The organism is Actinosynnema sp. NPDC020468, assembly GCF_040642015.1.
In the GTDB taxonomy this organism is placed as follows: domain Bacteria; phylum Actinomycetota; class Actinomycetes; order Mycobacteriales; family Pseudonocardiaceae; genus Actinosynnema.
The window spans coordinates 97,603-123,017 of record NZ_JBFAEO010000004.1; the positions used below are offsets into that span (position 1 = coordinate 97,603).

General features: G+C 70.1%; 26 protein-coding genes and 1 tRNA gene. 12 read left to right on the top strand and 15 right to left on the bottom strand.

Annotation, left to right across the window (positions count from 1 at the left end; translation table 11 throughout):
• Positions 1–56: 56 nt before the first annotated feature.
• Positions 57–1,346 carry a D-alanyl-D-alanine carboxypeptidase family protein gene (locus tag AB0G50_RS05245; RefSeq protein WP_360102478.1) on the bottom strand — a complete coding sequence of 430 codons (1,290 nt, stop codon included), beginning with the start codon at positions 1,344–1,346 and terminating at the stop codon, positions 57–59.
• 62 nt (positions 1,347–1,408) lie between these two features.
• Here AB0G50_RS05245 and AB0G50_RS05250 point away from each other — a divergent pair, with 62 nt between their 5' ends.
• Together AB0G50_RS05250 and AB0G50_RS05255 are read left to right on the top strand one after the other, a co-directional pair.
• Positions 1,409–1,633 carry a hypothetical protein gene (locus tag AB0G50_RS05250; RefSeq protein ID WP_360102480.1) on the top strand — a complete coding sequence of 75 codons (225 nt, stop codon included), beginning with the start codon at positions 1,409–1,411 and terminating at the stop codon, positions 1,631–1,633.
• A 25-nt stretch (positions 1,634–1,658) separates the two neighbouring features.
• Positions 1,659–2,003: a hypothetical protein gene (locus tag AB0G50_RS05255; protein ID WP_360102482.1), complete on the top strand. Its 345-nt coding sequence runs from the start codon at positions 1,659–1,661 to the stop codon at positions 2,001–2,003.
• A 748-nt stretch (positions 2,004–2,751) separates the two neighbouring features.
• Here the strand turns inward: AB0G50_RS05255 and yhjD are convergent.
• The 9 genes from yhjD to AB0G50_RS05300 all read right to left on the bottom strand — a co-directional run bounded on the left by yhjD (position 2,752) and on the right by AB0G50_RS05300 (position 12,694).
• Positions 2,752–3,774 carry an inner membrane protein YhjD gene (gene yhjD / locus AB0G50_RS05260; protein WP_360102484.1) on the bottom strand — a complete coding sequence of 341 codons (1,023 nt, stop codon included), beginning with the start codon at positions 3,772–3,774 and terminating at the stop codon, positions 2,752–2,754.
• Between the two features lie 25 nt (positions 3,775–3,799).
• A complete protein-coding gene (gene trpS, locus AB0G50_RS05265; protein WP_360102486.1) occupies positions 3,800–4,816 on the bottom strand; it encodes a tryptophan--tRNA ligase in 1,017 nt (338 codons plus the stop codon).
• A 22-nt stretch (positions 4,817–4,838) separates the two neighbouring features.
• Positions 4,839–5,147 (bottom strand): hypothetical protein, encoded by a 309-nt coding sequence (locus AB0G50_RS05270; RefSeq protein ID WP_360102488.1) that lies wholly within the window; start codon positions 5,145–5,147, stop codon positions 4,839–4,841.
• 104 nt (positions 5,148–5,251) lie between these two features.
• On the bottom strand, positions 5,252–7,771 hold the full coding sequence (locus tag AB0G50_RS05275; protein ID WP_360102490.1) for a bifunctional FO biosynthesis protein CofGH: 2,520 nt from the start codon (positions 7,769–7,771) through the stop codon (positions 5,252–5,254).
• Between the two features lie 66 nt (positions 7,772–7,837).
• Positions 7,838–9,547: a TIGR03767 family metallophosphoesterase gene (locus AB0G50_RS05280; protein WP_360102492.1), complete on the bottom strand. Its 1,710-nt coding sequence runs from the start codon at positions 9,545–9,547 to the stop codon at positions 7,838–7,840.
• Positions 9,548–9,956: 409 nt separating this feature from the next.
• A complete protein-coding gene (locus AB0G50_RS05285; protein WP_360102494.1) occupies positions 9,957–10,757 on the bottom strand; it encodes an exodeoxyribonuclease III in 801 nt (266 codons plus the stop codon).
• Between the two features lie 10 nt (positions 10,758–10,767).
• Positions 10,768–10,980 (bottom strand): hypothetical protein, encoded by a 213-nt coding sequence (locus AB0G50_RS05290; RefSeq protein ID WP_360102496.1) that lies wholly within the window; start codon positions 10,978–10,980, stop codon positions 10,768–10,770.
• A gap of 34 nt (positions 10,981–11,014) precedes the next feature.
• A complete protein-coding gene (locus tag AB0G50_RS05295) occupies positions 11,015–11,311 on the bottom strand; it encodes an SH3 domain-containing protein (RefSeq protein WP_360102498.1) in 297 nt (98 codons plus the stop codon).
• Between the two features lie 162 nt (positions 11,312–11,473).
• Positions 11,474–12,694: an NADP-dependent isocitrate dehydrogenase gene (locus AB0G50_RS05300; protein ID WP_360102500.1), complete on the bottom strand. Its 1,221-nt coding sequence runs from the start codon at positions 12,692–12,694 to the stop codon at positions 11,474–11,476.
• Positions 12,695–12,833: 139 nt separating this feature from the next.
• Between AB0G50_RS05300 and AB0G50_RS05305 the strand changes: the two genes are divergently transcribed.
• Together AB0G50_RS05305 and AB0G50_RS05310 are read left to right on the top strand one after the other, a co-directional pair.
• Positions 12,834–13,640, top strand: a complete 807-nt coding sequence (locus AB0G50_RS05305) for a metal-dependent hydrolase (protein WP_360102502.1) — start codon at positions 12,834–12,836, stop codon at positions 13,638–13,640.
• A gap of 130 nt (positions 13,641–13,770) precedes the next feature.
• Positions 13,771–14,247, top strand: a complete 477-nt coding sequence (locus AB0G50_RS05310; protein WP_360102504.1) for a hypothetical protein — start codon at positions 13,771–13,773, stop codon at positions 14,245–14,247.
• Here the strand turns inward: AB0G50_RS05310 and AB0G50_RS05315 are convergent.
• From AB0G50_RS05315 to AB0G50_RS05325, 3 genes are all read right to left on the bottom strand, one after another.
• Entirely contained in the window at positions 14,244–14,501 is a 258-nt protein-coding gene (locus tag AB0G50_RS05315; protein ID WP_360102506.1) for a Prokaryotic metallothionein, read from the bottom strand. The two genes, AB0G50_RS05310 and AB0G50_RS05315, sit on opposite strands and share 4 nt — an antisense overlap.
• A 164-nt stretch (positions 14,502–14,665) precedes the next feature.
• Positions 14,666–15,022 carry an MmcQ/YjbR family DNA-binding protein gene (locus AB0G50_RS05320; RefSeq protein ID WP_360102508.1) on the bottom strand — a complete coding sequence of 119 codons (357 nt, stop codon included), beginning with the start codon at positions 15,020–15,022 and terminating at the stop codon, positions 14,666–14,668.
• A gap of 81 nt (positions 15,023–15,103) precedes the next feature.
• A tRNA-Arg gene (locus tag AB0G50_RS05325) sits at positions 15,104–15,181 on the bottom strand.
• Between the two features lie 74 nt (positions 15,182–15,255).
• On the opposite strand from AB0G50_RS05325, the gene AB0G50_RS05330 reads away from it, so the two are divergent.
• A complete protein-coding gene (locus AB0G50_RS05330) occupies positions 15,256–16,374 on the top strand; it encodes a DnaJ domain-containing protein (RefSeq protein WP_360102510.1) in 1,119 nt (372 codons plus the stop codon).
• A gap of 676 nt (positions 16,375–17,050) precedes the next feature.
• Positions 17,051–17,854, top strand: coding sequence for a hypothetical protein (locus AB0G50_RS05335; RefSeq protein ID WP_360102512.1), 804 nt, complete (start codon positions 17,051–17,053; stop codon positions 17,852–17,854).
• Positions 17,855–18,195: 341 nt separating this feature from the next.
• On the opposite strand, the gene AB0G50_RS05340 is transcribed toward AB0G50_RS05335, so the two are convergent.
• On the bottom strand, positions 18,196–18,366 hold the full coding sequence (locus AB0G50_RS05340) for a hypothetical protein (protein ID WP_360102514.1): 171 nt from the start codon (positions 18,364–18,366) through the stop codon (positions 18,196–18,198).
• Here AB0G50_RS05340 and AB0G50_RS05345 point away from each other — a divergent pair.
• Both AB0G50_RS05345 and AB0G50_RS05350 read left to right on the top strand, forming a co-directional pair.
• On the top strand, positions 18,365–18,931 hold the full coding sequence (locus tag AB0G50_RS05345; protein WP_360102516.1) for an HhH-GPD-type base excision DNA repair protein: 567 nt from the start codon (positions 18,365–18,367) through the stop codon (positions 18,929–18,931). The two genes, AB0G50_RS05340 and AB0G50_RS05345, sit on opposite strands and share 2 nt — an antisense overlap.
• A gap of 59 nt (positions 18,932–18,990) precedes the next feature.
• Entirely contained in the window at positions 18,991–20,541 is a 1,551-nt protein-coding gene (locus tag AB0G50_RS05350; protein ID WP_360102518.1) for a protein kinase, read from the top strand.
• Here AB0G50_RS05350 and AB0G50_RS05355 read toward each other — a convergent pair.
• Positions 20,478–21,707, bottom strand: coding sequence for an MFS transporter (locus AB0G50_RS05355; protein WP_360102520.1), 1,230 nt, complete (start codon positions 21,705–21,707; stop codon positions 20,478–20,480). The genes AB0G50_RS05350 and AB0G50_RS05355 overlap by 64 nt on opposite strands.
• A gap of 86 nt (positions 21,708–21,793) precedes the next feature.
• On the opposite strand from AB0G50_RS05355, the gene AB0G50_RS05360 reads away from it, so the two are divergent.
• The 4 genes from AB0G50_RS05360 (at position 21,794) to AB0G50_RS05375 (ending at position 25,391) form a co-directional block, all read left to right on the top strand.
• The gene (locus AB0G50_RS05360) at positions 21,794–22,099 is read left to right on the top strand and encodes a helix-turn-helix domain-containing protein (protein WP_360102522.1); all 306 of its coding nucleotides are present in this window, start codon (positions 21,794–21,796) and stop codon (positions 22,097–22,099) included.
• 769 nt (positions 22,100–22,868) lie between these two features.
• The gene (locus AB0G50_RS05365; RefSeq protein ID WP_360102524.1) at positions 22,869–23,648 is read left to right on the top strand and encodes an ABC-2 family transporter protein; all 780 of its coding nucleotides are present in this window, start codon (positions 22,869–22,871) and stop codon (positions 23,646–23,648) included.
• On the top strand, positions 23,641–24,438 hold the full coding sequence (locus AB0G50_RS05370) for an ABC-2 family transporter protein (RefSeq protein ID WP_360102526.1): 798 nt from the start codon (positions 23,641–23,643) through the stop codon (positions 24,436–24,438). Before AB0G50_RS05365 ends, AB0G50_RS05370 begins: the two co-directional genes overlap by 8 nt.
• Entirely contained in the window at positions 24,435–25,391 is a 957-nt protein-coding gene (locus tag AB0G50_RS05375; protein WP_360102528.1) for an ATP-binding cassette domain-containing protein, read from the top strand. The genes AB0G50_RS05370 and AB0G50_RS05375 overlap by 4 nt, the downstream gene beginning before the upstream one ends.
• Positions 25,392–25,415: the final 24 nt, after the last annotated feature.

Below are 25,415 nucleotides of genomic sequence, written 5' to 3' on the forward strand. Positions count from 1 at the left end.
ACGAGAACGGCACCCCGAACGCGAGGTTCGGGGTGCCGTAGTGGACTCGCCAGTGGCTAGCCGGCCTGCCGGGCGGCTCGACGGGCGCGGGCGGCCCGGGCGCGCTTGTTGCGCAGCACCATCATGAAGGCCAGCAGCAGGCCGACCGCGGCCACGCCGGTCACCGGCAGACCCACGGTGCCGAACGCCTTCTCCATCGCGGTGTTCTGCGTGGTCGGCGTGTCCCGGCCGGCCGCGGCGCCGGGCTGCGCGCTGGTTTCGGTCGGCTTGGCGGTCGGGGTCTTCTTCTCCGCCTGCGGCGCGCCCTTCACCAGCCTGCCGACCGGCTCGGTGTTCGCCGACGCGGGCAGCGCGAACCCGTAGTCCAGCAACCGGGCCGCCTGGTCGGTCATCCGCACCGGCTCCTGCGTGCCGCGCAGGAGCACCACCACGAGCCTCTTGCCGCCACGCTGGGCCGCTCCCACGTAGGTGTGCTGCGAATCGTCGGTGAAGCCGGACTTGCCGCCCAGCGCGCCCTCGTAGTTGGCCAGCAGCCGGTTGTCGTTGAACACCGGCACGGTCCCGGTGCCCGACGCCGCCGGGAAGTCGATCTGCCGCGCCTGCACGGCGTTGGCGAAGTCCGGGTACTCCATGGCCTTGCGGAAGATCAGCGCCACGTCGTAGGCGGACGTGCTGGTGCCCGGTGCGTCCAGTCCGGACGGGGTGATGGCCCGGGTGTCCAGCGCGCCGAGCTCGGCCGCGAGCGCGTTCATCTTGCGCAGCGCGCTCGGCAGGCCGCCGAGCCTGCGGGCGAGCAGGTGCGCGACGTCGTTGCCCGACGCCATCACCAGCGCCTGGAGCAGTTGCTCCACGGTGTACTCGCCGCCGTCGCGCAGGCCGACGCAGGTGCACTCCTGCGCCAGGTCCTCGGCGGACGCGGTGACCTTGCCGTCCAGCGGCAGCTCCTTGGCCACCACCATGGCCAGCAGCACCTTGATCACCGACGCCGGCCGCTGCCTGCCGTGCGGGTTGAACCCGGCCAGCACCGCGCCGCTGTCCATGTCGGCCACCAGCCACCCGGCGGCGCTCAGCTCGGGCGGCGTCGGCGCGCCGGTGGGCAGCACGGCACCGCACTCGCCCATCCGCTCACCGCCGACGGGGTTCTCCGGCACCGGCACCGGGCGCGGCGCCTGCTGACCCTCGGGCACCTGCTCGGAGGTGTCCACCGGCGGGGGCGGTGACTCGCGGTTCTCGCACGACGCCTGTCGCGCGGCCGCCACGGGCGCGGCGAACGCACCGGAGCCCATCAGCGTGCAGGCAGCCAGCACGAGGGCGACCAGGGGCCGTCGGGACGCAGTGGAACGCACGGTGCCCAGGCTAGCCACCCCGGTTGAGTGATGCGCACCCGCCACGGCCGATACTGGCGGCCGTGAAGCTCTCCCGAGGCATGGCCCTGTTCCTGGTCGCTTTCGGGGTGTGGTCGTGGGTGATCTGGCCGACCTTCTTGCGCAACATCTGGAAGGACCCGCGTTCGTGGGACTCCGGCCCCACGGCGTTCTTCACCGTGCACCTGCTGCTCGTGCTGGCGTCGCTGACCTTCGGCACGATCATCGGCGTGCTGGGCGCGCGAGGACTGCGCGCGCTCCGCAAGTAACCACCACACCTTGGAGGACCCCGCCGTGGACTTCGTGCGCTTGTTGCTGGTGTTCCTGCACCTGCTGGGCATGGGCATGCTCATCGCCATGTTCTTCGTCCAGCGCAGGGCGGGCGCCGACGCGCCGCTGAACAAGGGCTGGCTGCACGGCAGCGCCCTCCAGCTGCTGACGGGCATCGCCCTGGTCGCCCTGTCCCCGCTGACCGACAAGGACTACAACCACGTCAAGATCGGGGTGAAACTCCTGGTCCTGGTCGTGATCGGCGGCATCGTGGCGCTGAACCTGAACAAGAAGCCCGCCGCCTGGATCACCCCGGGCCTGGCCGGCCTGGTCGTGCTGAACGTCGCCATCGCCGTCTTCTGGACGTGACCGACCCGGTGCGGGCGAGGACCGGTACCCCTCGCCCGCACCCACGGGTTCGATCGTCCAACCCTAGAATCGTTCAACAATCCAACATCTCAACCTGCCAACACCTCACACCAGGACCGCGGCACTCGGAGCCACCCGCCACCCCGACCGCCGGTCGGATCACGCCCGGCGGCGAACCCGACGCTCGCGGCGCGCTCGGCAGCCACAGCGCGCTCGACAGCCACAGCAGGCTCGGCAACCTCGCGCATTCGCCGCCTCAGCGCCCGGCGACCGCAGCAGGCTCGGCAACCTCGCGCATTCGCCGCCTCAGCGCCCGGCGACCGCAGCAGGCTCGGCAACCTCGCGCATTCGCCGCCTCGGCGCCCGGCGACCGCAGGAGGCTCGGCAACCTCGCGCATTCGCCGCCTCAGCGCCCGGCGACCACAGCAGGCTCGGCGCGTTCACAACCCCAGCGCCGGGCCACCACAGCCGGCTCAACGCGTCCGAGAACCCGCCGCCACTCAGGACGAGCGCCCACCCCGGTGCCCCCACAGCGGTCCGAGCGCCAGGCCGCCCCTCGACCACCGGCGCCACCCCTCGACCACCGGCAAGATCACCGCCGGCAGCAGGGCCGGGAAACGCACTGGGCTTGGGACGCGCGCGCGAGAACCACTACCTCACGCCCCCGGCCCACGCCCACGGGTTCGATCGTCCGATCCTAGAATCGTTCAACAATCCAACATCTCAACCCGAGAACACGCGCCGGGCGTCAGGACGAGCGTCGACCCCGGTGCCGCCACAACGTCGCCAGCACCGCCCCGGCACCCACCAGAACCGCGGCGGTCCGGGCGGTCGGCCGGCCCGACACCTCGACCACCGGGCGGATCACCGCGGGCGGCGGAGGGGCGGGCAGGTCGCGGAGGGCGTTCTCCTTCGCCGTGGCCGTCCACGCGGTGATGAACAGCAGGAACTGCGCGACCAGGTTCGCGAACACCAGCACACCGATCACCGGCCCGAACGCCGCGCCGGCGGGCGACGACGTCACCGACGACAGGTAGATCGTCCCGACCTGCTTGAGGACCTCGAACCCGAACGCCGCCGCCGCCGCACCCCGGAACGCCGACCGCCACGTCACCGGCTTGCGCGGCAACTTCGCCAGCACCCACAGGAACACCAGCCAGTTCGCCGCGAGCGACAGCACGATCGTGCCCGCCTTCAGCAGCGCCTCGGCCCACCACACACCCGACAGCCCCACCCAGTCCAGCAGCAGGTGCGCGAACCCGGACCCGGCCGCCGTCAACCCGAACGACACCACCAGCGCCGCGCCGAGACCCAGCAGCGACAGCAGGTCCTTGAAGATCGTCTTGAGGAACGGCAGGTCCTCCTTGCCGTGCCCCCACTGCGCGGTCAACGCGTCGCGCAGGTTGCTCATCCACCCCAAACCGGAGTACGCCGCGCCCAGCAGACCGAAGACACCGACGGTGCCCTTCGACTCCACGGCCTGCTTCACCACGTCGTTGACCGTGTCGCCCAACGCGCCCGGCACCGCCTCGGCGATGCTGCTCTGCAACTCGGTCAGCAGGTCGGGCTGCGACGACAGCACGAAACCGGCGATCGCGAAGCCGATCATCAGCATCGGCACCAGCGACAGCACGCTGAAGTACGTCACCGCCGCCGCGTGCTGGGCGCCGTACCGCGAGGTGTACCGCTCGGCGGCGCGCAGGAGGTGGTCGAGCCACGGCTTGTCCCGCCGCAACTTCTCGATCTTGGAGGGCTCAGCAGGGTCGGCCACGCCCTAAAACTAGGCCCGCCGGTGATCAACCGCCACTCGGCAGGAACCCGATCCGGTCATACGCCCGCGCCAACGTCCGCGACGCGACCTCGCGGGCCTTCTCCGCGCCCCGCGCGAGGATCTTGTCCAGCTCCACCACGTCGTCCAGGTACCCGGCGACCGCGGCCTGCACGGGCGTGACGAACTCGGTGAACACCTCGCCGAGGTCCTTCTTCAGGTCCCCGTAGCCCTTGCCCTCGTAGTCCGCGACGAGCGAGTCGACCCCGCGCCCGGTCAACGCCGAGTAGATCACCAGCAGGTTCGACACACCGGGCTTCGCGGCCGGGTCGTAGGTGACCTCGCGGCCGGCGTCGGTCACCGCGGAACGGATCTTCTTGGCCGACCGCTTCGGGTCCTCCAGCAGCTCGACCACACCCGTCGGCACCGACTTCGACATCTTCGCCGTCGGCTCCTGGAGGTCGAAGATCTTCGCGGTGTCCTTGACGATGTAGGGCTCGGGCACCCGGAAAGCCTTGCCGTACCGGGAGTTGAACCGGGTCGCGAGGTCGCGGGTCAGCTCGAGGTGCTGCCGCTGGTCCTCGCCGACCGGCACGTGGTGAGCGTTGTAGAGCAGGATGTCCGCGGCCTGGAGGCTCGGGTAGGTGAACAGCCCGACGCCGACGGCCGTCTCCTGGCGCGCCGACTTGTCCTTGAACTGGGTCATCCGCGACGCCTCGCCGAAACCCGTCAGGCACTGCATGACCCAGCCCAGCTGGGCGTGCTCGGGCACCTGCGACTGCACGAACAGCGTCGACGTGTCCGGGTCGACGCCGAGCGCGAGCAGCTGCGCGACCGACACCCGCGTGTTGCGCCGCAACACCTTCGGGTCCTGCTCGACGGTGATCGCGTGCAGGTCCGCGATGAAGTAGAACGCGTCGTGCGTCTCCTGGAGCGCGATCCACTGCCGGATGGCGCCGAGGTAGTTGCCGAGGTGGAACGAATCGGCGGTCGGCTGGATGCCGGACAGCGAACGCGGACGGCTCACGGGCACGGGTTCGGACACACCCGCGATTGTCCCAGGCGGGTCACGCCTGGGTGGTGGCGGGTTCCACGTCCGGTGCCACGACCGGCACGACGGCGGCGACCGACGCGGTGGCCGTCGCGACGACCGCGGCGGCGGTCTCCTCGGCCCGGTCGGCGGCGGCCTTGCGGCGGCGCACGAGTCCGGTGACCAGACCCACGACGCCGAACGCCACGGCGGCGATGCCCACCGGCGCGTTCAACGACACCGAGCCCGCGGCGACCGTGGCCGTGGCGGCGTCGGCCACCCCGGTCACCACCAGCGGTGTCGCCAGTCCGACGAGCACACCCAGCGCTGCACCACGTCTGCGCACTGCCGAGCCTCCTTCACCCACACCGGGTCCCCACTACGGGTGAACCGGGTCGACGGATTGGCGGCAGACTAACCACGACGGCAGACGTGGGGTGTTCCGGGGGTCTATCCGACCACGTCGACTCGTCCGTACGTCGTAGTGCGCTGCCGGGCCCGGCGACCCGCGAGCGCGGCCGTGGCGTGCAGCTGCTCGACGGTGCGGTTGGAGCCGTGCTCGGAGCCCGCCATCCGGCTGATGGTCTCCTCCATCAGCGTGCCGCCCAGGTCGTTCGCGCCGCCCCGGAGCACCTCGGCGGTGCCCTCGTCGCCCAGCTTGACCCACGAGACCTGCACGTTGTCGACCCGACCGTGCAGGGCGAGCCGCGCGAACGCGTGGACGGCCCGGTTGTCCCGCCGGGTCGGACCGGGCCGCGCGACGCCCGCCAGGTAGATCGGGGCGTTGCGGTGCACGAACGGCAGCCCGACGAACTCGGTCAGCCCGCCGGTGCGGTCCTGGAGCGCGGCCAGCGCCCGGAAGTGGCCGAGCCAGTGCCCGGGGTGGTCGACGTGGCCGTACATCATCGTGGACGACGAGCGGATGCCCAGGTCGTGCGCGGTGGCGACGACGTCGAGCCAGGTCGCGGCGGGCAGCTTGCCCTTGGTCAGCACCCAGCGCACGTCGTCGTCGAGGATCTCGGCGGCGGTGCCCGGGATGGTGTCCAGACCCGCGTCGCGCAGGTCGGTCAACCACTCCCGCACGCTCACCCCGGCCTTGGCCGCGCCGCTGACGATCTCCATCGGGCTGAACGCGTGCACGTGCATGCCCGGCACCCGGGCCTTGATCGCGCGCACCACGTCGGCGTAGTAGGTGGTCGGCAGCTTGGGGTCGATGCCGCCCTGCATGCAGACCTCGGTCGCGCCCGCGTCCCACGCCTCCTGCGCGCGGTCGGCGACCTCGTCCAGGGACAGCCGGAACGCGTCGGCGTCGCGCTCGCGCTGGGCGAACGCGCAGAACCGGCAGCCGACGTAGCAGACGTTGGAGAAGTTGATGTTGCGGTTGACCACGTAGGTCACGTCGTCGCCCACGACCTGCGCGCGCAGCTCGTCGGCGAGCCGCGCCATGGTCTCCAGGGCGTCGCCGTCGGCGGTCAGCAGCGCCATGGCCGCGTCGGTGTCCTCCAGCAGGCGCGCCGGGTCGTCGGCGGCGATCCGCAGCGCGCGTGCCGCGTCCTCGGGCAGCCGTTCGACGGCCCGGGGGACGTTCAGGGACTTCCAGTCGCCGTAGACGGAGTCGAAATCGCCGCGGCGGTCCTCGGTGCGGCCCTCGGTGTCGATCGCGGTGTGCAGGTCGGCGCGACCGTAGGTGTCCAGGCCGCCGTCGGGCTCCTGCCACTCCCGGCCCACCACCGGCGCGTCCGGCTCGGCGAGGCCGTCCTCGCGGGCCAGCGCGGTCACGTGGGTGGTCAGCCGGGTGTCGATCCACTGGCCGGCCGCCGCGCGCACGTACCGGGGGTAGACGGCCAGCCGTTCGGCCAGCGCGAAACCGGCCTTGCGCGTCTCGCCCTCCAGGAGGTCGACCTGGGGCCACGGGCGTTCCGGGTTCACGTGGTCGGGCGTGACCGGCGAGACGCCGCCCCAGTCGTCGATGCCGGCGCGCAGCATCAGGTCGTACTCGCCGCCCACCAGGTTCGGCGGCGCCTGCACGCTCGTGGACGACGGCATCACCAGCCGGGCCACGGCGATCGTGGCGGCGAGTTCGTGCAGGTCGGCGTCGGGCATGCCGCGCATCGCGGTGTCCGGCTTGGCCCGGAAGTTCTGGATGATCACTTCCTGCACGTGCCCGTACTGGCGGGCCACGCCGCGCATCGCGAGCAGCGAGTCGGCGCGCTCGGTGATCGTCTCGCCGATGCCGATGAGGATTCCGGTCGTGAACGGAATGTTCACCCGACCGGCATCGGTCAGCACCCGCATCCGGACCGCGGGCTCCTTGTCGGGACTGCCGTAGTGCGGTTGGCCCTTCTCGCTCCACAACCGCTCGGACGTGGTCTCGAGCATCATCCCCATGCTGGCCGCGACCGGCCGGAGCCGCGTCAGCTCCTCCCAGCTCAGCACGCCGGGGTTGAGGTGCGGCAGCAGCCCGGTCTCCTCCAGCACCGCGATGGCGCACGCCCGCACGTAGTCGAGCGTCGACTCGTAGCCGCGCGCCTCGAGCCACTCCTTGGCCTGCGGCCAGCGGTCCTCCGGTCGGTCACCGAGGGTGAACAGCGCTTCCTTGCACCCCTGGGCGGCCGCGGCGCGGGCGATGTCGAGCACCTCGTCGCGCTCCAGGAACGCGGCGGGGAGCTTGTGCGGGACCGTCGCGAACGTGCAGTAGTGGCAACGGTCCCGGCACAACCTCGTGAGCGGGATGAACGCGTTCCGGCTGTAGGTGACGACGCCGGGCCTGCCCTCCGCGAGGAGGTGCGCGTCCCGGACCTTCCCGGCCGCCGCGAGCAGCGCCTCCAGGTCGTCGCCCCTGGCGTGGAGCAGCACGGACGCCTCGGTCACGTCCAGCGTCGCGCCGTCCGCGGCCCGGCGCAGCGCACGCCGCATGGCCGCCTGGCTGGGCTGTGCTTCCGGCGGGGTGATCGAGATGTCCACGGCCACGTCAACGACCCTAGCCGGCGGGTATTCCTCCAGCGCGCCCGACAGTGATCCGGCGCACTATCGCCGCTAGGCCCTGGCCGGACTCCGACCGGCCACCACGAGTTCGACGTTGCGGTCCTGGAGTTCACCCAGGGCCGCCGGGACCGTGTACGGCGTGTTGAACGAGAGTTCACGGGCGTGTGACGCCAGCCCCGTCGGAGAGAGATCGTCATAGGGTGCCGAATACGGAGCGTCACCCTCGATCAGGGTGGTGAACAGCGACAGCGTGCCGTCGCCGTTGTCCACGAGTTCGAGCACCCGGGCCACCTGCGGGTAGTCGATGTGCGAGGCGGTGTTGACCTCCCAGAACGCCCGTTCGCCCGCGCCGTGCGAGACGATCTTGTTCTCGTGGATGTGGCCGTTGACCCAGGCGACCACGTTCGGGTAGCGGGTGAGCAGGTCGACCAGCGCCTGACCGTTGAGCCGGAGGTCGAGCGGGCGGCGCGCGTCCGGGAGGGTGTTGTCCATGGTCCAGCTGGTGTGGTGGCTGAACAGGACGAACAGCTCGTCGGTCGCCTGCTGCGTCCTGAGCCGGCCGAACAGGTCGTAGTAGCGGGAGCTGCCGCGGCGCAGCACCTTCTCCAGCCACTGGTACTGGTGCAGGCCGATGGAGCCGTTGGCGAGGCCGGACGTGGTCGTGGTGTCCAGGCTGATCCCGGTGACGCCGGGCGCGATCGGGAACGTGTAGAACACGTCGACGCCGTCCGCGTTGTCGTCGGTGAACCCGTGCCCGCGCGGCCCCGGGCCGGTGTTGCGCGGGTCGAGGTGCGCCCGCACGAACTCCCCCGTGGTGAACGGTGTCCGCCTCGGGTCGGGCGTGACGCCCCGGACCACCCCGGTGCCGCTGGTGAGCACCGCGACGGCGTCGGCCAGGTAGGCCGGGTCCCGGAAGGCGCGGGCGATCCGGGCGGTGGCGGCGGCGTCGAACCCGTAGATCTTCGTGCCGCCGGTGTAGAGGGCGTTCACGAACGGGACGCCGTCGGGCAGGGCGCCGAGGACGCTGTCGTCGTGGTTGCCGAACGTGCAGTACCACGGGACGTGCAGGCCCGGGCTGTCGAACGGCCGGCGCGCGGCGTCGAGCAGGCCGGGGACGACCGGGTAGCCGCGGGCCTTGTAGTCGTCCTGTGCGGTGGAGTGCGGGTTCCAGAAGGTGGTCGACCCGGAGTCCTGGACACCCTCGTAGCGCGTGAGGTCGCCGGTGTCGGCGGTGACGCGACCGCCGTTGAGCACCTGGAAGAACCAGTCCAGCTCGACGTGCTCGTGGTTGTCGGTGTTGTCGCCGGTGGTGATCACGAAGTCGATCGGCCGCCCGGTGAACGGCCCGTCGCGCAGCGCGCCGACCTGCCTGACCAGCGAGGTGGCGGTGTGCTGGGCCAGCGTCTCGTGCGGCCGGAAAGCGCTGTTGTGCACCAAGGGGTGCGTGTACTCGAACCGGGCCGGACTCTGCGCGTCGACCATGTGCATGTCCGTGAACTGCACGAAGCACGCCACCGCCACCCGCCGCTCCTCCCGCCCGGCACCGGGCGTCGCGACGTCACCGCGCACCACCAACGGCCACCCGGCCCCGGCCGCGAACCTCCGGTACCCACCGGTCCCGACAGGCACCCCGGCCACGTCCAACGTCGTCCCTGCGGCGGAAACCGCCGCGTGCGCGGGCAACGTCGGCAACCCCAACGCCGCCGCGGCCCCACCCACCCCCGCGGCCCGAAGAAACCGCCGCCGAGTGATCCCAGCCATCGATTGGCCCCCCTCTCGATCACCGCGACCCTGCCACGCCGAATCCACCGCCGTCACGCCGAAAAAGAGGAATTCCCGCGACCCCCGAACCCTCGTCCCCCGCCGCCTACTCCCCCCGACCCCCCACCTCGTTCAATCGTTCAACAATCCCCACCCTCAACAATCCCCCAATCCCACTCGAGGCAATCGTTGAACAACGGGATCGTCCAATCATAGAATCGTTGAACAATCCCAACGCATGCGCCGCCCCCGAGCCGCCGAAAACGCGCTCCGACAACCCGTCCCCAGACTCAAGCCCGACCGAGCTCGGTTCGAGTCCGACCCGAGTCCGGCTCGAGGCGCGTCCACCCGCCGCCTCACCCCAGCCCCGCGGCGACTCCGAACCCCAGGCCGCCCGAACCTCCAGCGCTCAGGCGTCGCCGAACGTCACCGTCACCGGCGCGTGGTCGGACCACCGCTCGCCGTACGTCGCCGCCCTCTCCACCACCGCCGACACCGCCCGACCGGCCAACCCCTCGGTCGCCACGTGCAGATCGATCCGCCACCCCGAGTCGTTGTCGAACGCCTTGCCCCGGTACGACCACCACGTGTAGGGCCCGGTCACGTCCGGGTGCAACGACCGCACCACGTCCACGTACCGCGCCTCGCCGAACACCCGCCCCAGCCACTCCCGCTCCGCGGGCAGGAACCCGGACGACTTCTGGTTCGTCTTCCAGGCCTTCAGGTCCGCCTCCCGGTGCGCGATGTTCCAGTCACCGCACACCAGCACCTCCCGCCCGTCGGCCGCGGCCTTCTCCCGCAGTTCGACCAGGTACGGCAGGAACGCCGCCATGAAGCGCTCCTTCTCGTCCTGCCGGGGCGTGCCCACGTCACCGCTGGGCAGGTACAGCGACGCCACCACGACGTCGGCCAGCTCGACCTCCACGTACCGCCCGGACTCCTCGAACTCGGCGACACCGAACCCGACCCGCACGGCGAGCGGCTCGGCGCGGGTCAGCACGGCCACCCCGTTGCGCCCCTTCACCGACGAGTGCGCGGAGGCGACGTGCCACCCCGCGGGCGACCGCACCTCCTCGGTCAGCTGCCCGGGCTCGGCGCGGACCTCCTGGAGGCACACCACGTCGGCCGCCGTGGCGGAAAGCCATTCCAGGTAGCCCTTTTTGGCCGCCGCGCGCAGGCCGTTGACGTTGATCGAGGAAACCGTCAGCACGCCGCGCAGCCTAGTCGGCGACCGCCCACCCACCGCGGTACCGCGCCGCGCACCGCCCGCACACCGCGACCAACCCCAGCATCAGCACCATCGGGCTGCTCCCACCGGGCGAGGGCACCCCGCGCACCGGGTGCCCGTCCAACGACGACACCAACTCCGGCCACTCCGGCGTGCACGCGCACGTCGTCACCTCGGAACCACCGGACCTCCATCGGAAGAACACCGGTCCATGGTCCCAGCCCCGGTGGTCCCGAGCCTCAGCAGGAGCTGTCCGACGTCGGCGTCACGAACGCCTCGTTGACCCACTTCCCGTCGTCCAACCGGCGGAACCCGTTCTCCACCACGCGATCCGCCCGCACGACCGCGTCCCGCGCCATGGTCGACACGATCGGCAGCGTGTCGGCGGGCCCGGACCGCACGTTCAGCACGTCCGCCGTCACGGTCACCTCGCAGTCGGCGACCGTCTCGACCTTCGCGCCCCGCCCGACGTAGAGCACCCCGGCGACCGCGAACACCCCGATCACGACCATCCCGCGCGTGGGAATCCCGAACATGGCCTCCACCTCTCCACCGAATGGAGGTATAGCGCGGAAAACCCGCAGGCAGCAGACCCGGAACCCGACAACACCCGGTAGGGACACCGAAAGGGTGACCCCGACCAGGCAAAAAAAGGGGCCGCCCCCGAAGGGACGGCCCCGAAGGCGAACCGGTCGGACTCAGCCGGCCATCCGCTTCTGGAGGTTCTCGTCGAGCGTGCCGAGGAAGTCCTCGGTGGTCTGCCACTCCTGGTCCGGACCCACGAGCTGGGCCAGGTCCTTGGTCATCCGGCCGCTCTCGACGGTCGAGATGATGACCTGCTCCAACGTCTCCGCGAAACCGGTCACCTCCGGCGTGGAGTCGAGCTTGCCGCGGTGCTTCAGGCCACCGGTCCACGCGTAGATGGACGCGATCGGGTTGGTGGACGTCGGCTTGCCGGCCTGGTGCTGGCGGAAGTGCCTGGTCACCGTGCCGTGCGCGGCCTCGGCCTCGACGGTGCGGCCGTCCGGCGTCATCAGCACCGACGTCATCAGGCCCAGCGAGCCGAAGCCCTGCGCCACGGTGTCGGACTGCACGTCGCCGTCGTAGTTCTTGCAGGCCCAGACGTAGCCGCCCTCCCACTTGAGCGCCGCGGCGACCATGTCGTCGATCAGGCGGTGCTCGTAGGTGAGGCCGGCCGCGGCGAACTTGTCCTGGAACTCGGACTCGAACACGGCCTGGAAGATGTCCTTGAAGGCGCCGTCGTACGCCTTGAGGATGGTGTTCTTGGTCGACATGTACACCGGGTAGTTCCGCTGCAACCCGTAGGCGAACGAGGCGCGCGCGAAGTCCTCGATGGACTTGTTGAAGTTGTACATGCCCATCGCCACGCCGCCGTCGGCGCCGTAGTTGGCGACCACGTGCTTGATCGGCTCGGAGCCGTCCTGGGGCGTGAACGTGATGGTCAGTTCACCCGCGCCGGGCACCTTGAAGTTGGTGGCCTTGTACTGGTCGCCGTGCGCGTGACGGCCGATGATGATCGGCTTCGTCCAGCCCGGCACCAGCCGCGGGATGTTCGAGATGATGATCGGCTCGCGGAACACGACGCCGCCCAGGATGTTGCGGATCGTGCCGTTCGGCGAGACCCACATCTTCTTGAGGCCGAACTCCTCGACGCGCGCCTCGTCGGGGGTGATCGTGGCGCACTTCACACCCACGCCGTGCTTCTTGATGGCGTTGGCGGAGTCGATCGTGACCTGGTCGTCGGTCGCGTCCCGGTGCTCGATGCCCAGGTCGTAGTACTCGAGGTCGACGTCCAGGTACGGGTGGATCAACTTGTCCTTGATGAACTGCCAGATGATCCGGGTCATCTCGTCGCCGTCAAGCTCGACGACGGTCCCCTGAACCTTGATCTTGCCCATACTCAGGGCGCTCCTCTCGCGACAGTGCAAGCAAGACAAGCGTACTGCTATGTCCGGCTGCGTGTTCCCACCACGGCTGAAAAGGGAACGTCGTCACAATGCCCTAGCCTCCGTACACGATCTTGTGAGGGGGGGCACCATGTCGACCGGACCCACGCACGCCATGAGCGGTCTGCTGGCTTGGGCGGCGGTCACCGCGCTCGCGCACAACCATCCCATCGGCCAGCTCAGCCCGCAGAGCTGGGCCGTCGGCGGCGTGCTCGCCACGGGCGCCGCGCTGCTGCCCGACCTCGACCACCCCTCGTCCACCATCTCGCGCACGTTCGGACCGCTCAGCCAGGGCGTGTCCGGGCTGCTCAACACGGTCAGCTCGTTCGTCTACCGGACCACGCGCACCCGCCGCGACTCGAACCGGGACGGCGGGCACCGCGGGTTGACGCACACGCTCGTCTTCGCGCTCGCAGCCGCCGTCGGGACGACCGCGGTGGTCCAGACGTCGCAGAAATGGGCCCTCCCGGCGCTCATGTTCGTGTTCGCCGGCCTCGCCGTGCGCGGGATCATGAACGACTGGAGCCCGAAGAAGGACGCCCTTCTGATCACCGTCGTGTCGGCGGCGATCACCGGCGTGTGCCTGATGTGGACCACCCAGACCGACGCGAACGCGGCGGCGTGCGGCATCGCGGTCGGCGTCGGCTGTTTCGCGCACTACCTGGGCGACGCGATCACCGAGCAGGGCTGCCCGATCCTGTGGCCGATCCCGCTCGCGGGCAGGACGTGGTTCCCGGTGGCGCCGCCGAAGATCATGCGCATGCAGACCGGCGGCACGGTCGAGCTGATGATCGTGGGCCCGCTGATCACGATCCTGACCGTCTGGCTCTCGTTGGCCGCCCTCCAGAACGTCGGCGCGCTGCCGTTCCTCGACCAGTGGGACCTGTTGCCGATCTAGGTTCACGCCTCGGCCATTCAGCGGCTACCGCCACATCACCCGATCGGACTAGCCTCCACGCACCCCCAGCGTTCCGCCGAGGAGGACCCGTGCCCGATCACGTCCGCGACATCGCCGTCGAGGCGGCCGGATGACCACGTGGCTTGGCCTGGACGCGGGCCACACCGAGCCCGTCCAGGCCGACGAGACCGCGCTGTCCCTCTACGAGTCACTGCTCTTCCACGCCCAGGTCGTGTGCGTGCACGTGGTGGAGGACCACCACGCGATGTCGTTCCGACTGGTCGAGAGACCGTCCGAGAACACCGTCTCCACGCTGGTCGAACGGGGTTACGGGGTCGCCGTGCACGACGGCAACCTCCAGCGACTGGCCGGGCCCGAGGGGTTGGACCGGGGCGCACTGCGCGCGGCGTTGGCGCACCGCCAGCGACGCGAGGGCCGGGCGCTCAAGTTCCCGGGCCAGCGCGCCCTGCACGGCCGCTACGGCGTGTCGGACATCCTGGCGTTCAGCGCGATCGAGGAAGTCCTGCCGCACGGGGTGAAGAGCGTCGACGCGCGCGGCGACCTGCGGCCGTCGTTCGTGAACGGCAAGCTCACGCTGGTCCTCTAGCCGGGGTGCGCACCGACGGTGTCGCGGATCTGGGCGCCCAGGTCCTCGGCACTGCGGGCGCAGTGGGCGCAGCAGAAGAACCGCCCGGCCACCTCGACACCGTGGCCGAGGATCCGGCAGTCGCAGTGCTCGCACCGCGGCGCGAGCCGCTGGATCGCGCACTCGAAGCTGTCGAACGTGTGCACGTCGCCGCTGATCGTCCGCACCTCGAACGCCAGCCAGTAGTCGTTTCCGCAGACATCGCAGGTAGCCACGTCCGCAGCGTGCAAGCTCCCCGCGGGCTCGGCAACTCGATCCGACCGGACGCCCCGGGCCGAGGTGGCGCCCGCGCCCGAGTCCGTGCGCACGCCGGCCGAACTCACCAGGGAGTCGAACGCCACGACGCTGTGGCGGTGGCTGTCCGAAACCGCGCGGCCGGTCAGCCCTCGCGCGCGTCCAACAACGCCACCAGCCTCTTCGACGCCACGCAGCGGTAGGCGTCCGCCACCAGTTCGCCCAGCACGGCCTCGTCCACCGGCACGTCCAGGTACGCGCCGACCCAGCCGCGGTGGCCCACGTACGGCGGTCGGAAGTAGGAGGCGTCCGCCACCAACGCCTCCTGCACGCCGGGCCCGGCCGCGAGCCAGACCGCCACGCGGTCGTCGTGGTGGTGGTCGGCGTACATCGCGAACATCCGACCCGCGAACCACGCCGGTTCCCCGTGGCTCACCTTCTCCGTCGCCTCGGGCAACCCGAGGCACAGCGCCCGCACTCGTTCCAGCACGGGCACGAGCATGCCAAAAGAAGCGGACCAGGCCGGAGTCGAACCGGCTGCCCGCGCGCCGGAGGCACGTGGGCAACAGCCGCTGCAGGTCCCTGGCGAGCCGGGTCGGATTCGAACCGACGTCCTCCCCCACACGAATGGGGGCGCGACAACCACTGCGCTACCTGGCTCCCGAACACCACCCTAGCCACGACAACACTAGCCATGGCCGACAGCCGGCGGACAGTGCCGCTAAGGTCTGCCGGGTGCGCGGGGTCGACTACTACGAACTCCTCGGAGTGGGCCGCAACGCGTCCACGGCGGAGATCAAATCCGCCTACCGCTCCCTGGCGAAGGTCATGCACCCCGACGCGGGCGGCTCCTCCGGGACGTTCCGGATGATCCAGGAGGCGTACGACACCCTCCGCGACCCCGCCCGGCGGCGCGACTACGATCGCGGCTGGTCGTTCACCAGACCCGCGTCGCCGTCCGGCCCGACGAGACCGAGAACCGGTCGCACGGGCCGGTTGCGGAACTTCGGGGAGGATCCGGACTTCGTACCCCCGAAGCCGCGCGTCGACCTCGGCGACGTGCCGTGGTGGCACCTGGTCGACGTCGCCCAACGCGTCCGCTACACCCCGGCCGCCGGTCCCGGCCACGCACCGGCCCTGGCCGCCGTGCTCGGCTGGTTCCTCCTCGTCGTGGCGCTGACGGTGATCGACTTCTCCCCGCTGGCACTGGGCCTCTGGCTCCTGGTCGTCGCGGCCGCCGCGTTCGCCACGTTCCGCCTGGTCCGCCGCCACCTCACGGCCCTGCGCGCGGACCGCCGCTTCACCGCCGACGTCGACACCGCCCGCGTCCACGGCACCACCGACGACCGCCACTGCGAAATCCTGACCGCGGACGTCCTCTCCCAGTACCTGACCCGCCTCCCGGGCGCCCGCGTCTTCCACGGCCTGGCCTGGCCGGGCAGCGTCTTCGCCGACGTGGACCACGCCGTCCTGTGCGGCCGGCGGCTCGTGCTGATCGAGTCGAAGTCCTGGCTGCCCGGCCACTACGACGCCGAGGACGACGGCACCCTGTGGCGCAACGGCCACCCGTTCCGCGGCGGCGGCACGAGACTGCCGCGAAGCCTGGCCGTGTACCGGAAGCTGTTGCCCTGGTTGGACATCCGAGCCGTCCTGATCCTCCACCCGAGCCGCGCGGGCGAGGTGACGGCGGAGGAACCGGACGTCCTGATCCCCCCGATGACCCCGATGCAGTTCGTCGCGGAAATGGGCGACTGGCTGTCCGAGGACCCGGCCACCGTCGACCGCGAGGCCTACCGCCTGCTGCTGGACCAGGTCGTCCCGATCAAGCACAAACCCGGTTCCGACGCGGAGTAGCCGCGAACGGCGACAGCATCTCGCCATCTCCCGCCTCCACGATGAGGGCTTCGGCAAAACTCGCCCTCTCGGCATCAAGGCCGCCAAATCCACCTTCCACATCGGAAGGCACCTGGCGGCGGCCTCGCGACGCGCCCCTGAATCGATCTCGAGCAGGGACCACCCTGTCACTCTTTCGGGTTCAACCAACCTCACGTCTGAGGTACACGCGACCCGGACACCGCGCTTCGCGCCGACTCATGCCCCTTCGGGGAGATTTCGCATACATCGACATCCGGGACACACAGTCGCCGGCCCTCGTCGCCTTGTCCAACCCGCCGATACCGCATAGGACAGGCAGCCGAGCTGCCCTTTTACGCACCGAACACACTTTATTGCACACACAACAATCACCGCATTGATGCATATCGCGCGACTTAAACCCGATGCTAGAAGTGGTCGACCAGATGACCCAATCCGCAAAATTGTGGACACGCAGCCCACCCATGGAGCGCAGGGACGCATTCGACGTGCTCTAGCTGTGGTAGCGTTCCTTCGCCGACAGGCAGTCATCCGCACGACCAGCGATTCGGCTATAACCCCATGAATAGAAGGAAACACATTGGCAACAAACTTTCCGTCCCTCGAAGGACGTGAACTCAAATTTCTGTCCGGAGACGAGGAGATCATTTCCGGCGTGTACGTACTGACCCCCGAGGTTGCATCCGAGATCCTGGGACGCAATATCGAAAATCGCCGACTTGATCGGCACACGGTCGAGTTGTACGCGAGCGCCATGAACCGAGGGGAATGGAAGCTCTCCCACCAGGGCATCGCGGTGGACCACCGTGGCGTGCTGCTGGACGGCCAGCACCGACTGGCCGCAGTGGTCAAATCCGGCAAAGCCGTACCCATGCTGGTGGTCAGAGGAGTACAGCGCGACACGTTCAGCGTGGTGGACACCGGAAAGAAGAGAAGTGCAAGCGACGCTCTTCAACTCACCGGAGCACAGGACACGAACCACCTCGCCGCAGCGCTACGGTACCTGCACATGTACGAGACGCTCCCCAAAGACATCGGCAGCTGGAGCGGAGGTCGGACGAGGACGACAAACGAACAGATCCTCGAACTGCTCCGGACTCACCCCGGCATGCACGACTGCGTCCGAAGGGCGCGCCCCCTCTCCACCAACACCGGCATCATCGCCTCGGCATGCGCAACCGCGATCTACCTGACCGAACGCGCCGCGCCGAATGTCGACGCCACCGAGTGGTTCTCCGGAGTCCTGACGGGCGCAAATCTCGATCTCGGAGACCCGAGGCTCGCATTTAGGAACTTCTTCGTCAATGGTCGCGCACAGGCAGGTCGTCGACGTATGAACGCGCGCGAGCACATCGCGATCTACATCAAGGCGTGGAACGACTGGATGAACGGGGAATCCAGAAAACTGATCGCATTCCGCAAGGGCGAGTCGACGCCGACTCCGGTAGAGCGCCCATAGTAACCACAGGGGTGACGCCGAGTGGCAGCTCGGCGTCACCCCTGCCGGAGTCGCAAACGCCGAACAGGCAGTCATTCCAATTCGGCTTGCCCTCCACGCCGTACGCTACCACATTTTCCGGGCGCCACAAACCCTTCAAGAAAATTGCGTACACCACTCTTTTTGTACCACTTGCTTTACGCAGAGCTCGTACCGGATATACCGGAATTTCGCGGGCGGAGCCGATCAGGGAAGTCTCGGCCGGCTCCACTCAAGAGTGGAACTCATCCGCAGAATCGCGTATGCGAAATTTCCCGAGACCTGCAACGCTTCCGACGTCTAATTCAACCGATTTACGCACGTCAGCCGCGTGCCAGGTTGCCGATGTACGCGCCTGTCGGGAACAGCGACGTCGCCTCTTCGAAGTCGATCCGGCCCATACCGTGGCACACAGCCTTGCCATGCCTGACCGGTCGGCAGCGCGCCGCCTCGTCACAGCGCTCCACGACCCGTCGTGCCACCATGTCGCGCATGACGCGCAAGGTGTGCCTGGCCCAGAACCCCGAGGCCGACGAGCTGCTGGCCGACGACATGTTCGCGCTGCTCACCGGCATGCTGCTCGACCAGCAGATCCCCATGGAGAAGGCGTTCAGCGGGCCGAAGGTGATCTCCGACCGGCTCGGCGGGTTCACGCCCTCGCTCCTCGCCTCGACCGACGCCGAGGCGTTCGCGACCGTCATGGCCACACCCCCCGCCGTGCACCGGTTCCCCGGGTCGATGGGCAGGCGGGTGCAGGACCTGGCCGCCGCCGTGGTGGAGCAGTACGACGGTGACGTCACGCGGATCTGGGCCGACGGTGACGCGAAGGTCGTGCTCAAACGACTGCTCGGGTTGCCCGGGTTCGGCGAGCAGAAGGCGAAGATCTTCCTCGCGCTGCTGGGAAAGCAGTTCGACGTGCAGCCCGAGGGGTGGCGCGCGGCGGCCGGGGCGTACGGCGAGGACGGGTCCCGGCGCAGTGTCGCCGACGTCGTGGACGAAGGCACGTTGCAGGAGGTCCGGGCGTTCAAGAAGGCCGCGAAAGCCGCCGCCAAGAAGTAGCGCCGGGCACTCCCCGACCTGACCTCGGCAGGTGACCCGTTCGGGTTAGAGTCGCCGTCGTGCACTTGCCTGGGCTCACCGATCTCACGCCGTTGGGGCAGGGCGGGTTCGCGACGGTTTACCGCGCGCGCCAGGTCCAGCTCAACCGCGAGGTCGCCGTCAAGATCGACAACCGCGTGCTCCAGACCGAGCGCGACCGGCGGCGGTTCCTGCGCGAGGCGCACGCCGCGGCGCGGTTGTCCGGGCACCCGCACGTCGTGTCGGTGCACGACGCCGACTTCACCCCGTCGGGCACGCCCTACCTGGTGATGGAACTGTGCGCCGGCGGCTCGCTGGCCGACCTCATCCGCCGCGACGGTCCGCTGCCCGCGGAACGGGTGCGGCAGCTCGGGGTCCAGCTCGCGGACGCCCTCGCCGCCGCGCACGCGGAAGGGGTGCTGCACCGCGACATCAAGCCCGGCAACATCCTGCTCGACCGGTACGGCACGGCGAAGCTCGCGGACTTCGGGTTGGCCGCGCTGCTCGACGCCGAGGGCAGCTCGACCGTGACGCGGGACGCGCTGAGCCCGTCCTACGCGCCGCCCGAGGCGTTCGCGATGGCCCAGCCGACCCCGGCCGCCGATGTGTACGCGCTGGCCGCGACCCTGTACGACCTCCTCGCCGGCAAACCGCCGCGCCCCGTGCCGTGGCCGATCGACTCGTTCGACCACCTCGGCGAGGTGCTGCGGTCACCGGTGCCGCCGGTCGCGGGAGTGCCCGCCGAGCTGCACGCCGTCCTGGTGCGCGGCCTCCAACCCGAGGTCTCCCACCGCACCCCGTCGGCCGCCCGGCTGCGCGACGAGCTGAGCGGGGTCGCGGCGTTGCCGACCCCGGCCCAACCGCTCGCCCCGATCGTCGCGCCGGCCGTGCCGAACGCGCTGCCGGCACCCACCCAGTCCCGACCGTTCCCCCCGCAGGGTCACTATTCCGCGCCCCCGCAGGTCCCCCAGCAGGGTCACTATTCCGCCCCGCCGAATCCCTACCACTCCGGCCCGCCACCCCAGTACGCCTCGCAGCCGGTCCGCAGGCGCAACCCGCTGCCGATCGTGCTCGCGGTCGTGCTGCTGGTCGCCGTCACCGCGGTCGGCGGCTGGTGGTTCGTGTTGCGGGAGAAGAAGAAGGGCACGAACACGGCGGCCGGCCAGTCCACCACCAGGCAGGTCGACCAGCCGGCCGACGACCTGCCACCGCCGCGGCTCAAGGCGTGCGGACCGGCGTACTGCGTGGCCGAACCGTCGTGCTTCCACGGCATCACCACCATCGGCGGCACCGCGGCCACCGCCCGGCGCGCACCGGACTGCGCCACCGAGCACTACTGGGAGGCGTTCGCGGGCGGCTGGCTGTCCGGACCGGTGCCCAAGGTCGACGCCGACGCCCTCGCCACGTCCACCGAGGTCGTCGGCGTCTGCACCACCGCGGCGATGAAGGCCAACACCCGACCGAACGTGGACACCACCGGCTGGGAGATCACCGCCGTCGGCTTCGCGGAGGGCGACCGCAACTTCTTCTACTGCATGGCCGCGCCCGCCGAGGGCGGCGAGACGACGACCAGCGCGTTCGGCTCGTCCTGAGGCCCGTCGTCCGAGGAACCGCCAGCGGGCTCCTGCGGCTTGAGCGCGAACACCAGCAGCACCAGGGCGACGACCGCCAACAACGCCGCGATCGGCGGCAACGGCAGCAGACCCACCCAGCTGATCACCAGCCCGCCGAACACGCCGGACAGCCCGACGCCCAGGTAGATCGCGGACGCGTTCAGCGACAGCAGCAGACCGCTGTTGGCCGGCGCCAGTTCGATCAGCCAGCTCTGGATGGGCGGGTTCGCCGACCACGTCAACGCGCCCCACACGAACAGCGCGATCCCGGCGCTGACCGGCGTCACGGTGGTCAGCGGCAACGTCGCGAGCACCACGGTGAACCCGCTGAACAGCACGACCAGCAGCTTCCGCGTGTCGTACCGGTCGGACAGCCGGCCGGCCGCCCAGTTGCCCACGGCGCCGCCGAGGCCGTACGCGACGAGCAGCGCGCTGATCACCGCGCCGGACGCGTGCGCGGTTTCGGCGAGCAGCGGCGCGATGAAGTTGAACACCGCGAACACGGACAGGCACGCGAGCACGGTCAGCGCCAGGACCATCAGCACGCGCTTGTCGGCGGCGGGCGCGAACCGGTCGCGCAGTGCCACGGCCGGCGGCGCGTCGACCCTCGGCAGCCACAGCCGGACGGCCACCGCGGCGATCGCCGTGACGACCGCGATCAGCGCGAACACGCCCTGGTAGCCGAGCGGCCCGCCGAGCAGGTTGCCCGCCGGCACCCCGAACACCAGCGAGAACGTGAGCCCGCCGAACACCAGCGCGACCGCGCGACCGCGGTGCTCCGGCGGGGTGAGGACGGTCGCGACGAGGGTGGCGCCCGGGGTGTAGACGGCCGCGCCGAGGGCGCTGACCACCCGGGCGGCGAGCAGCAGCGGGTAGTTGGGGGCGAGTGCGGCCAGTGCGTTGCCGAGCGCGGAGACGCCGAGGGCGGTGACGAGCAGCGTGCGGCGCTCCCACCGGCCGGTGGCGGCGGCGAGCAGCGGGGAGGAGATCGCGTAGGCGATGGCGAACGCGGTCAGCAACTGGCCCGCCGTGGCGTGCGAGACGTGCAGTTCCTCGCTCACCGCGGGCAGTACGCCGGACACGATGTACCCACTGGTGCCGATGGCGAACGCCCCGGCGGCCAGCAGGTAGGTGCGGGCAGACATGTCGATTCCCCCAGTCGGGTACTGTTTCGATGAGTACCGTACTACGAGACTCATCAAATTTCGACGCATCTCGTAGGATGGGCGTTATGACGGTTCTGGCCCACCCCGCCCGCGACGAGATCCGGATCGCGGACGTGCTGCACGCCCTGGCGGACCCGGTGCGCCTGCGCATCGTCCGCGAACTGGCGACCCACGCCGAGGGCATGTCGTGCGGCCTGCTGGAACTGGGCATCACCGCCTCGACCCTGACCCACCACGTCCGCACCCTCCGCGAAGCCGGCGTCATCTGGGTCCGCCCGAAAGGCACCTCCCGGATCAGCCACCTGAGACGCGACGACCTGGACGCTCTCTATCCCGGCCTCCTCACCGGCGTCCTAGCCGCCCCCCGCTGACCCACCCTGGTAGAACCTTAGAATCGTTCAACAATCCTTCAATCCTCTCGTAGAGTCATCCCACAATCCCACAACCGCCACGAAGACCAACCGCGAAACGAATCGCCACCCGAACCGCGAAACGCGGCAGTGAAGCGCGGCGACGGACAGCGATGGCAGCAGAAACGCACGCAACGGCACCGAGACAGGTGGCGATCGCGATTGGCAACACCACCACCAAAACCACCGGCAGCAGCCGCGATGGCGACAACCGGCCGCGATCACGACGGGCGGGCGCCGAACAGCCGGCCAGCCGAAGAGTCCGGCTGACGGCTGACGGCTGACGGCTAGGCGGCGGGCGGCTGGGCGGCTGGGCAACTGGGCGACCGACGGCAGTCCGGCGGCGACAGTGCGGCGGGCGGCGGTAGGCGGCGGGCGGCCGCGGTCGCGGGCAGCGGTGGGCGGCGGCGGGCAGGCCAGCAGCGGCGGCGGTAGTCGTGGGCGGCGGCGGGCCGGCGAGGAAGCGCTGCGGTCGGGGGCGCGCTTGGCGGCGCGGCCCGGTTGTCCGGTGGCGCCTGGGGTTTGCGATCCCCAGGCAGGTTGGGTGCGGGTCTTTCGGTGTCGGCCGGCGGTCCCCCTCCGTCGAGCGCGACGAAGTGAGCCTCTACAGCAGGGTGTGCGGGTGGCGAGGATGTGAGGATTGTGGGGTTGTTGAACGACTCTACAAGTGGACGATCGGGGTGAGCGGCTAGGCGAAAAGTGGTTGTGGGGGTGCCTAGGGTTGGAAGACGTGCGCGCCTACGGCCGTCTCGCGTTGGCCGGGTTCCGGCGCTTCTCCACCTACCGACAGGCGATGTTCGCCGGCTTGGCCACGAACGTCGTGTTCGGGCTGCTCAGGTTCGCCATCCTCAGCACGGCCGTCGGCGGCGCAGGGGTGGTGGCCGGGTACGACGTGGCGGACGTCGGGGCCTACGTGTGGCTCGGCCAGGGAATCATGGCCTTCACCCTGCTCTGGGGCGACACCGCGCTCGCCGAGCGGATCAGGTCCGGTGACGTCGTGGTCGACCTCTACCGCCCCTGGCACCTCACCTTCGCGCTCTACGCCGAGGACCTCGGTCGCGCCGGCTACACGCTCCTCGCCCGCCTCGCCCCACCCGTCGCGTTCGGCGCGATCTTCTTCCCGTTCCCCTGGCCCGAACCCACGACCTGGCCCCTGTTCGCACTCAGCCTCCTCCTCGCCGACACGGTCAGCTTCGGCATCCGCTTCCTGCTCAACGCCTCCACCTTCTGGCTCCTGGACAACCGCGGCATCGTGAGCTGCTACAACGTCACCAGCCTCCTGCTCTGCGGCATGGGCGTCCCGATCGCCTTCTTCCCGACCTGGGCGCAGACCGCACTCGCGAGCACACCTTTTCCCTCCATGATCCAGTCACCCATCGACGTCTTCCTCGAGCACGGTCCACAATGGACAACCCTGGCGCACCAGGCGTTCTGGGCCGCGGCACTGCTCGCCCTCTGCCACCTCACCCTGACCAGGGCCGTCCGGAAGGTCGTGGTGCAGGGTGGCTGACCGCGTCTACCCCAGGATCATCCGCGCCAGGGTGCGTTCGCAGATGGCCTACCGCGGCTCGTTCGCCCTGGAGATCGCGGGCCAGGTGCTGAACCAGTTCGTCGAACTGGCCCTGATCCTGGTGCTGTTCGGCAAGGTCGACGCCCTCGGCGGCTTCTCCGTCCACGAGGTCGTCCTGATCTACGCCATCGCCGGCACGGGTTTCGGGATCGCGGACCTCTGCGCGGGCCAGCTGGACAACCTCTCCCGGCACATCCGCACCGGCACGTTCGACGTCCTGCTCCTGCGCCCGCTCGGCACCCTCCCGCAGATCATGACCTCCGACATCGCCCTGCGCCGCCTGGGCCGCATCGTCGCCGGCGTCGGCCTGATGGTCTACGCCTTGTCCCACAACGACATCGCGTGGTCACCGTGGACCGCCGCGCTCGCCGTCGTCGCGCCACTGGCCGGCGCGGTGATCTTCGGATCGGTCTGGGTGACGGCGGGCTCCGTCACGTTCTGGCTGATCGAGGGCCGCGAACTGGCGAACATGGTCACCTACGGCAGCAACGCCTTCACCGCCTACCCGGTCAACGTCTACGACGCCTGGCTGCGCGGGTTCATGGCGTTCGTCGTCCCCGGCGCGTTCGTCGCCTACTACCCGAGCCTGGCCCTGCTGAACCGCCCGGACCCGTTGGGCGGCCCCGCTTTCCTGGGCTGGATCTCCCCTCTCGTCGCCGCCGCGGCCGCCCTCGTGGCGGGCCTGGTGTGGCGGTTCGCCGTCCGTCACTACCGGGGGACCGGATCATGATCGAGGTACGCGACCTGCGCCGCGAGTTCACCGTCACCAGGAAAACCGGCCGGTTCCGCCGCGAGAAGCACACCGTCACCGCGGTCGAGGGCGTCAGCTTCGACGTGCGGGCGGGCGAAGCCGTCGGCTACGTCGGACCGAACGGCGCCGGCAAGTCCACCACCATCAAGATGCTCACCGGGATCCTGGTGCCGACCTCCGGCCACGTCCGGGTGTCCGGCCTCGACCCGTCCCGCGCGCGCAAGGACCTGGCCCGCCGCATCGGCGTCGTCTTCGGCCAGCGCAGCCAACTCTGGTGGGACCTGCCGCTGCGGGACAGCTTCGACCTGCTGCGCGCGATCTACCGGGTGCCCGCCGCCGACCACGCCCGCAGGCTCGCCGAGTGCGTCGGACTCCTCGACCTGGAGCCGTTCCTGGACACCCCTGTGCGGCAACTCTCGCTGGGCCAACGAATGCGCGGCGAGGTCACCGCGTCCCTGTTGCACGGACCGGAACTGCTGGTCCTGGACGAGCCGACCATCGGCCTGGACCTGGAGTCCAAGGAACGCCTGCGCGAGTTCCTCGCCGAGCTGAACACCGCGCGCGGCACCACGTTGCTGCTCACCACGCACGACCTGGACGACATCGAGCGGCTGTGCCCGCGACTGGTGGTCATCGACCGCGGCACGGTCCTCGCCGACGGGCCGCTGGACGTCCTGCGCGACGAGGTCGCGCCGGACCGGGTGCTCGTGGTGGACCTGGAGAAACCGGCCGCACCGCTGGACGACCTGCCCGGCGTGGTGGCCGCGCGGGTCGAGGCGGGCGGGCTGCGGCAGCACCTCACGTTCCGCCGCACCGAAACCACCGCGGCGGCCCTGATCTCGGCCGTTGCGGCCCGGGCCGAGGTGCACGACCTGGTGATCGGGGAACCGGAGATCGACGATGTGGTGCGGCGCCTTTACGCGCGTCGGTAGAGTCGGACGAAACAGACACCACCC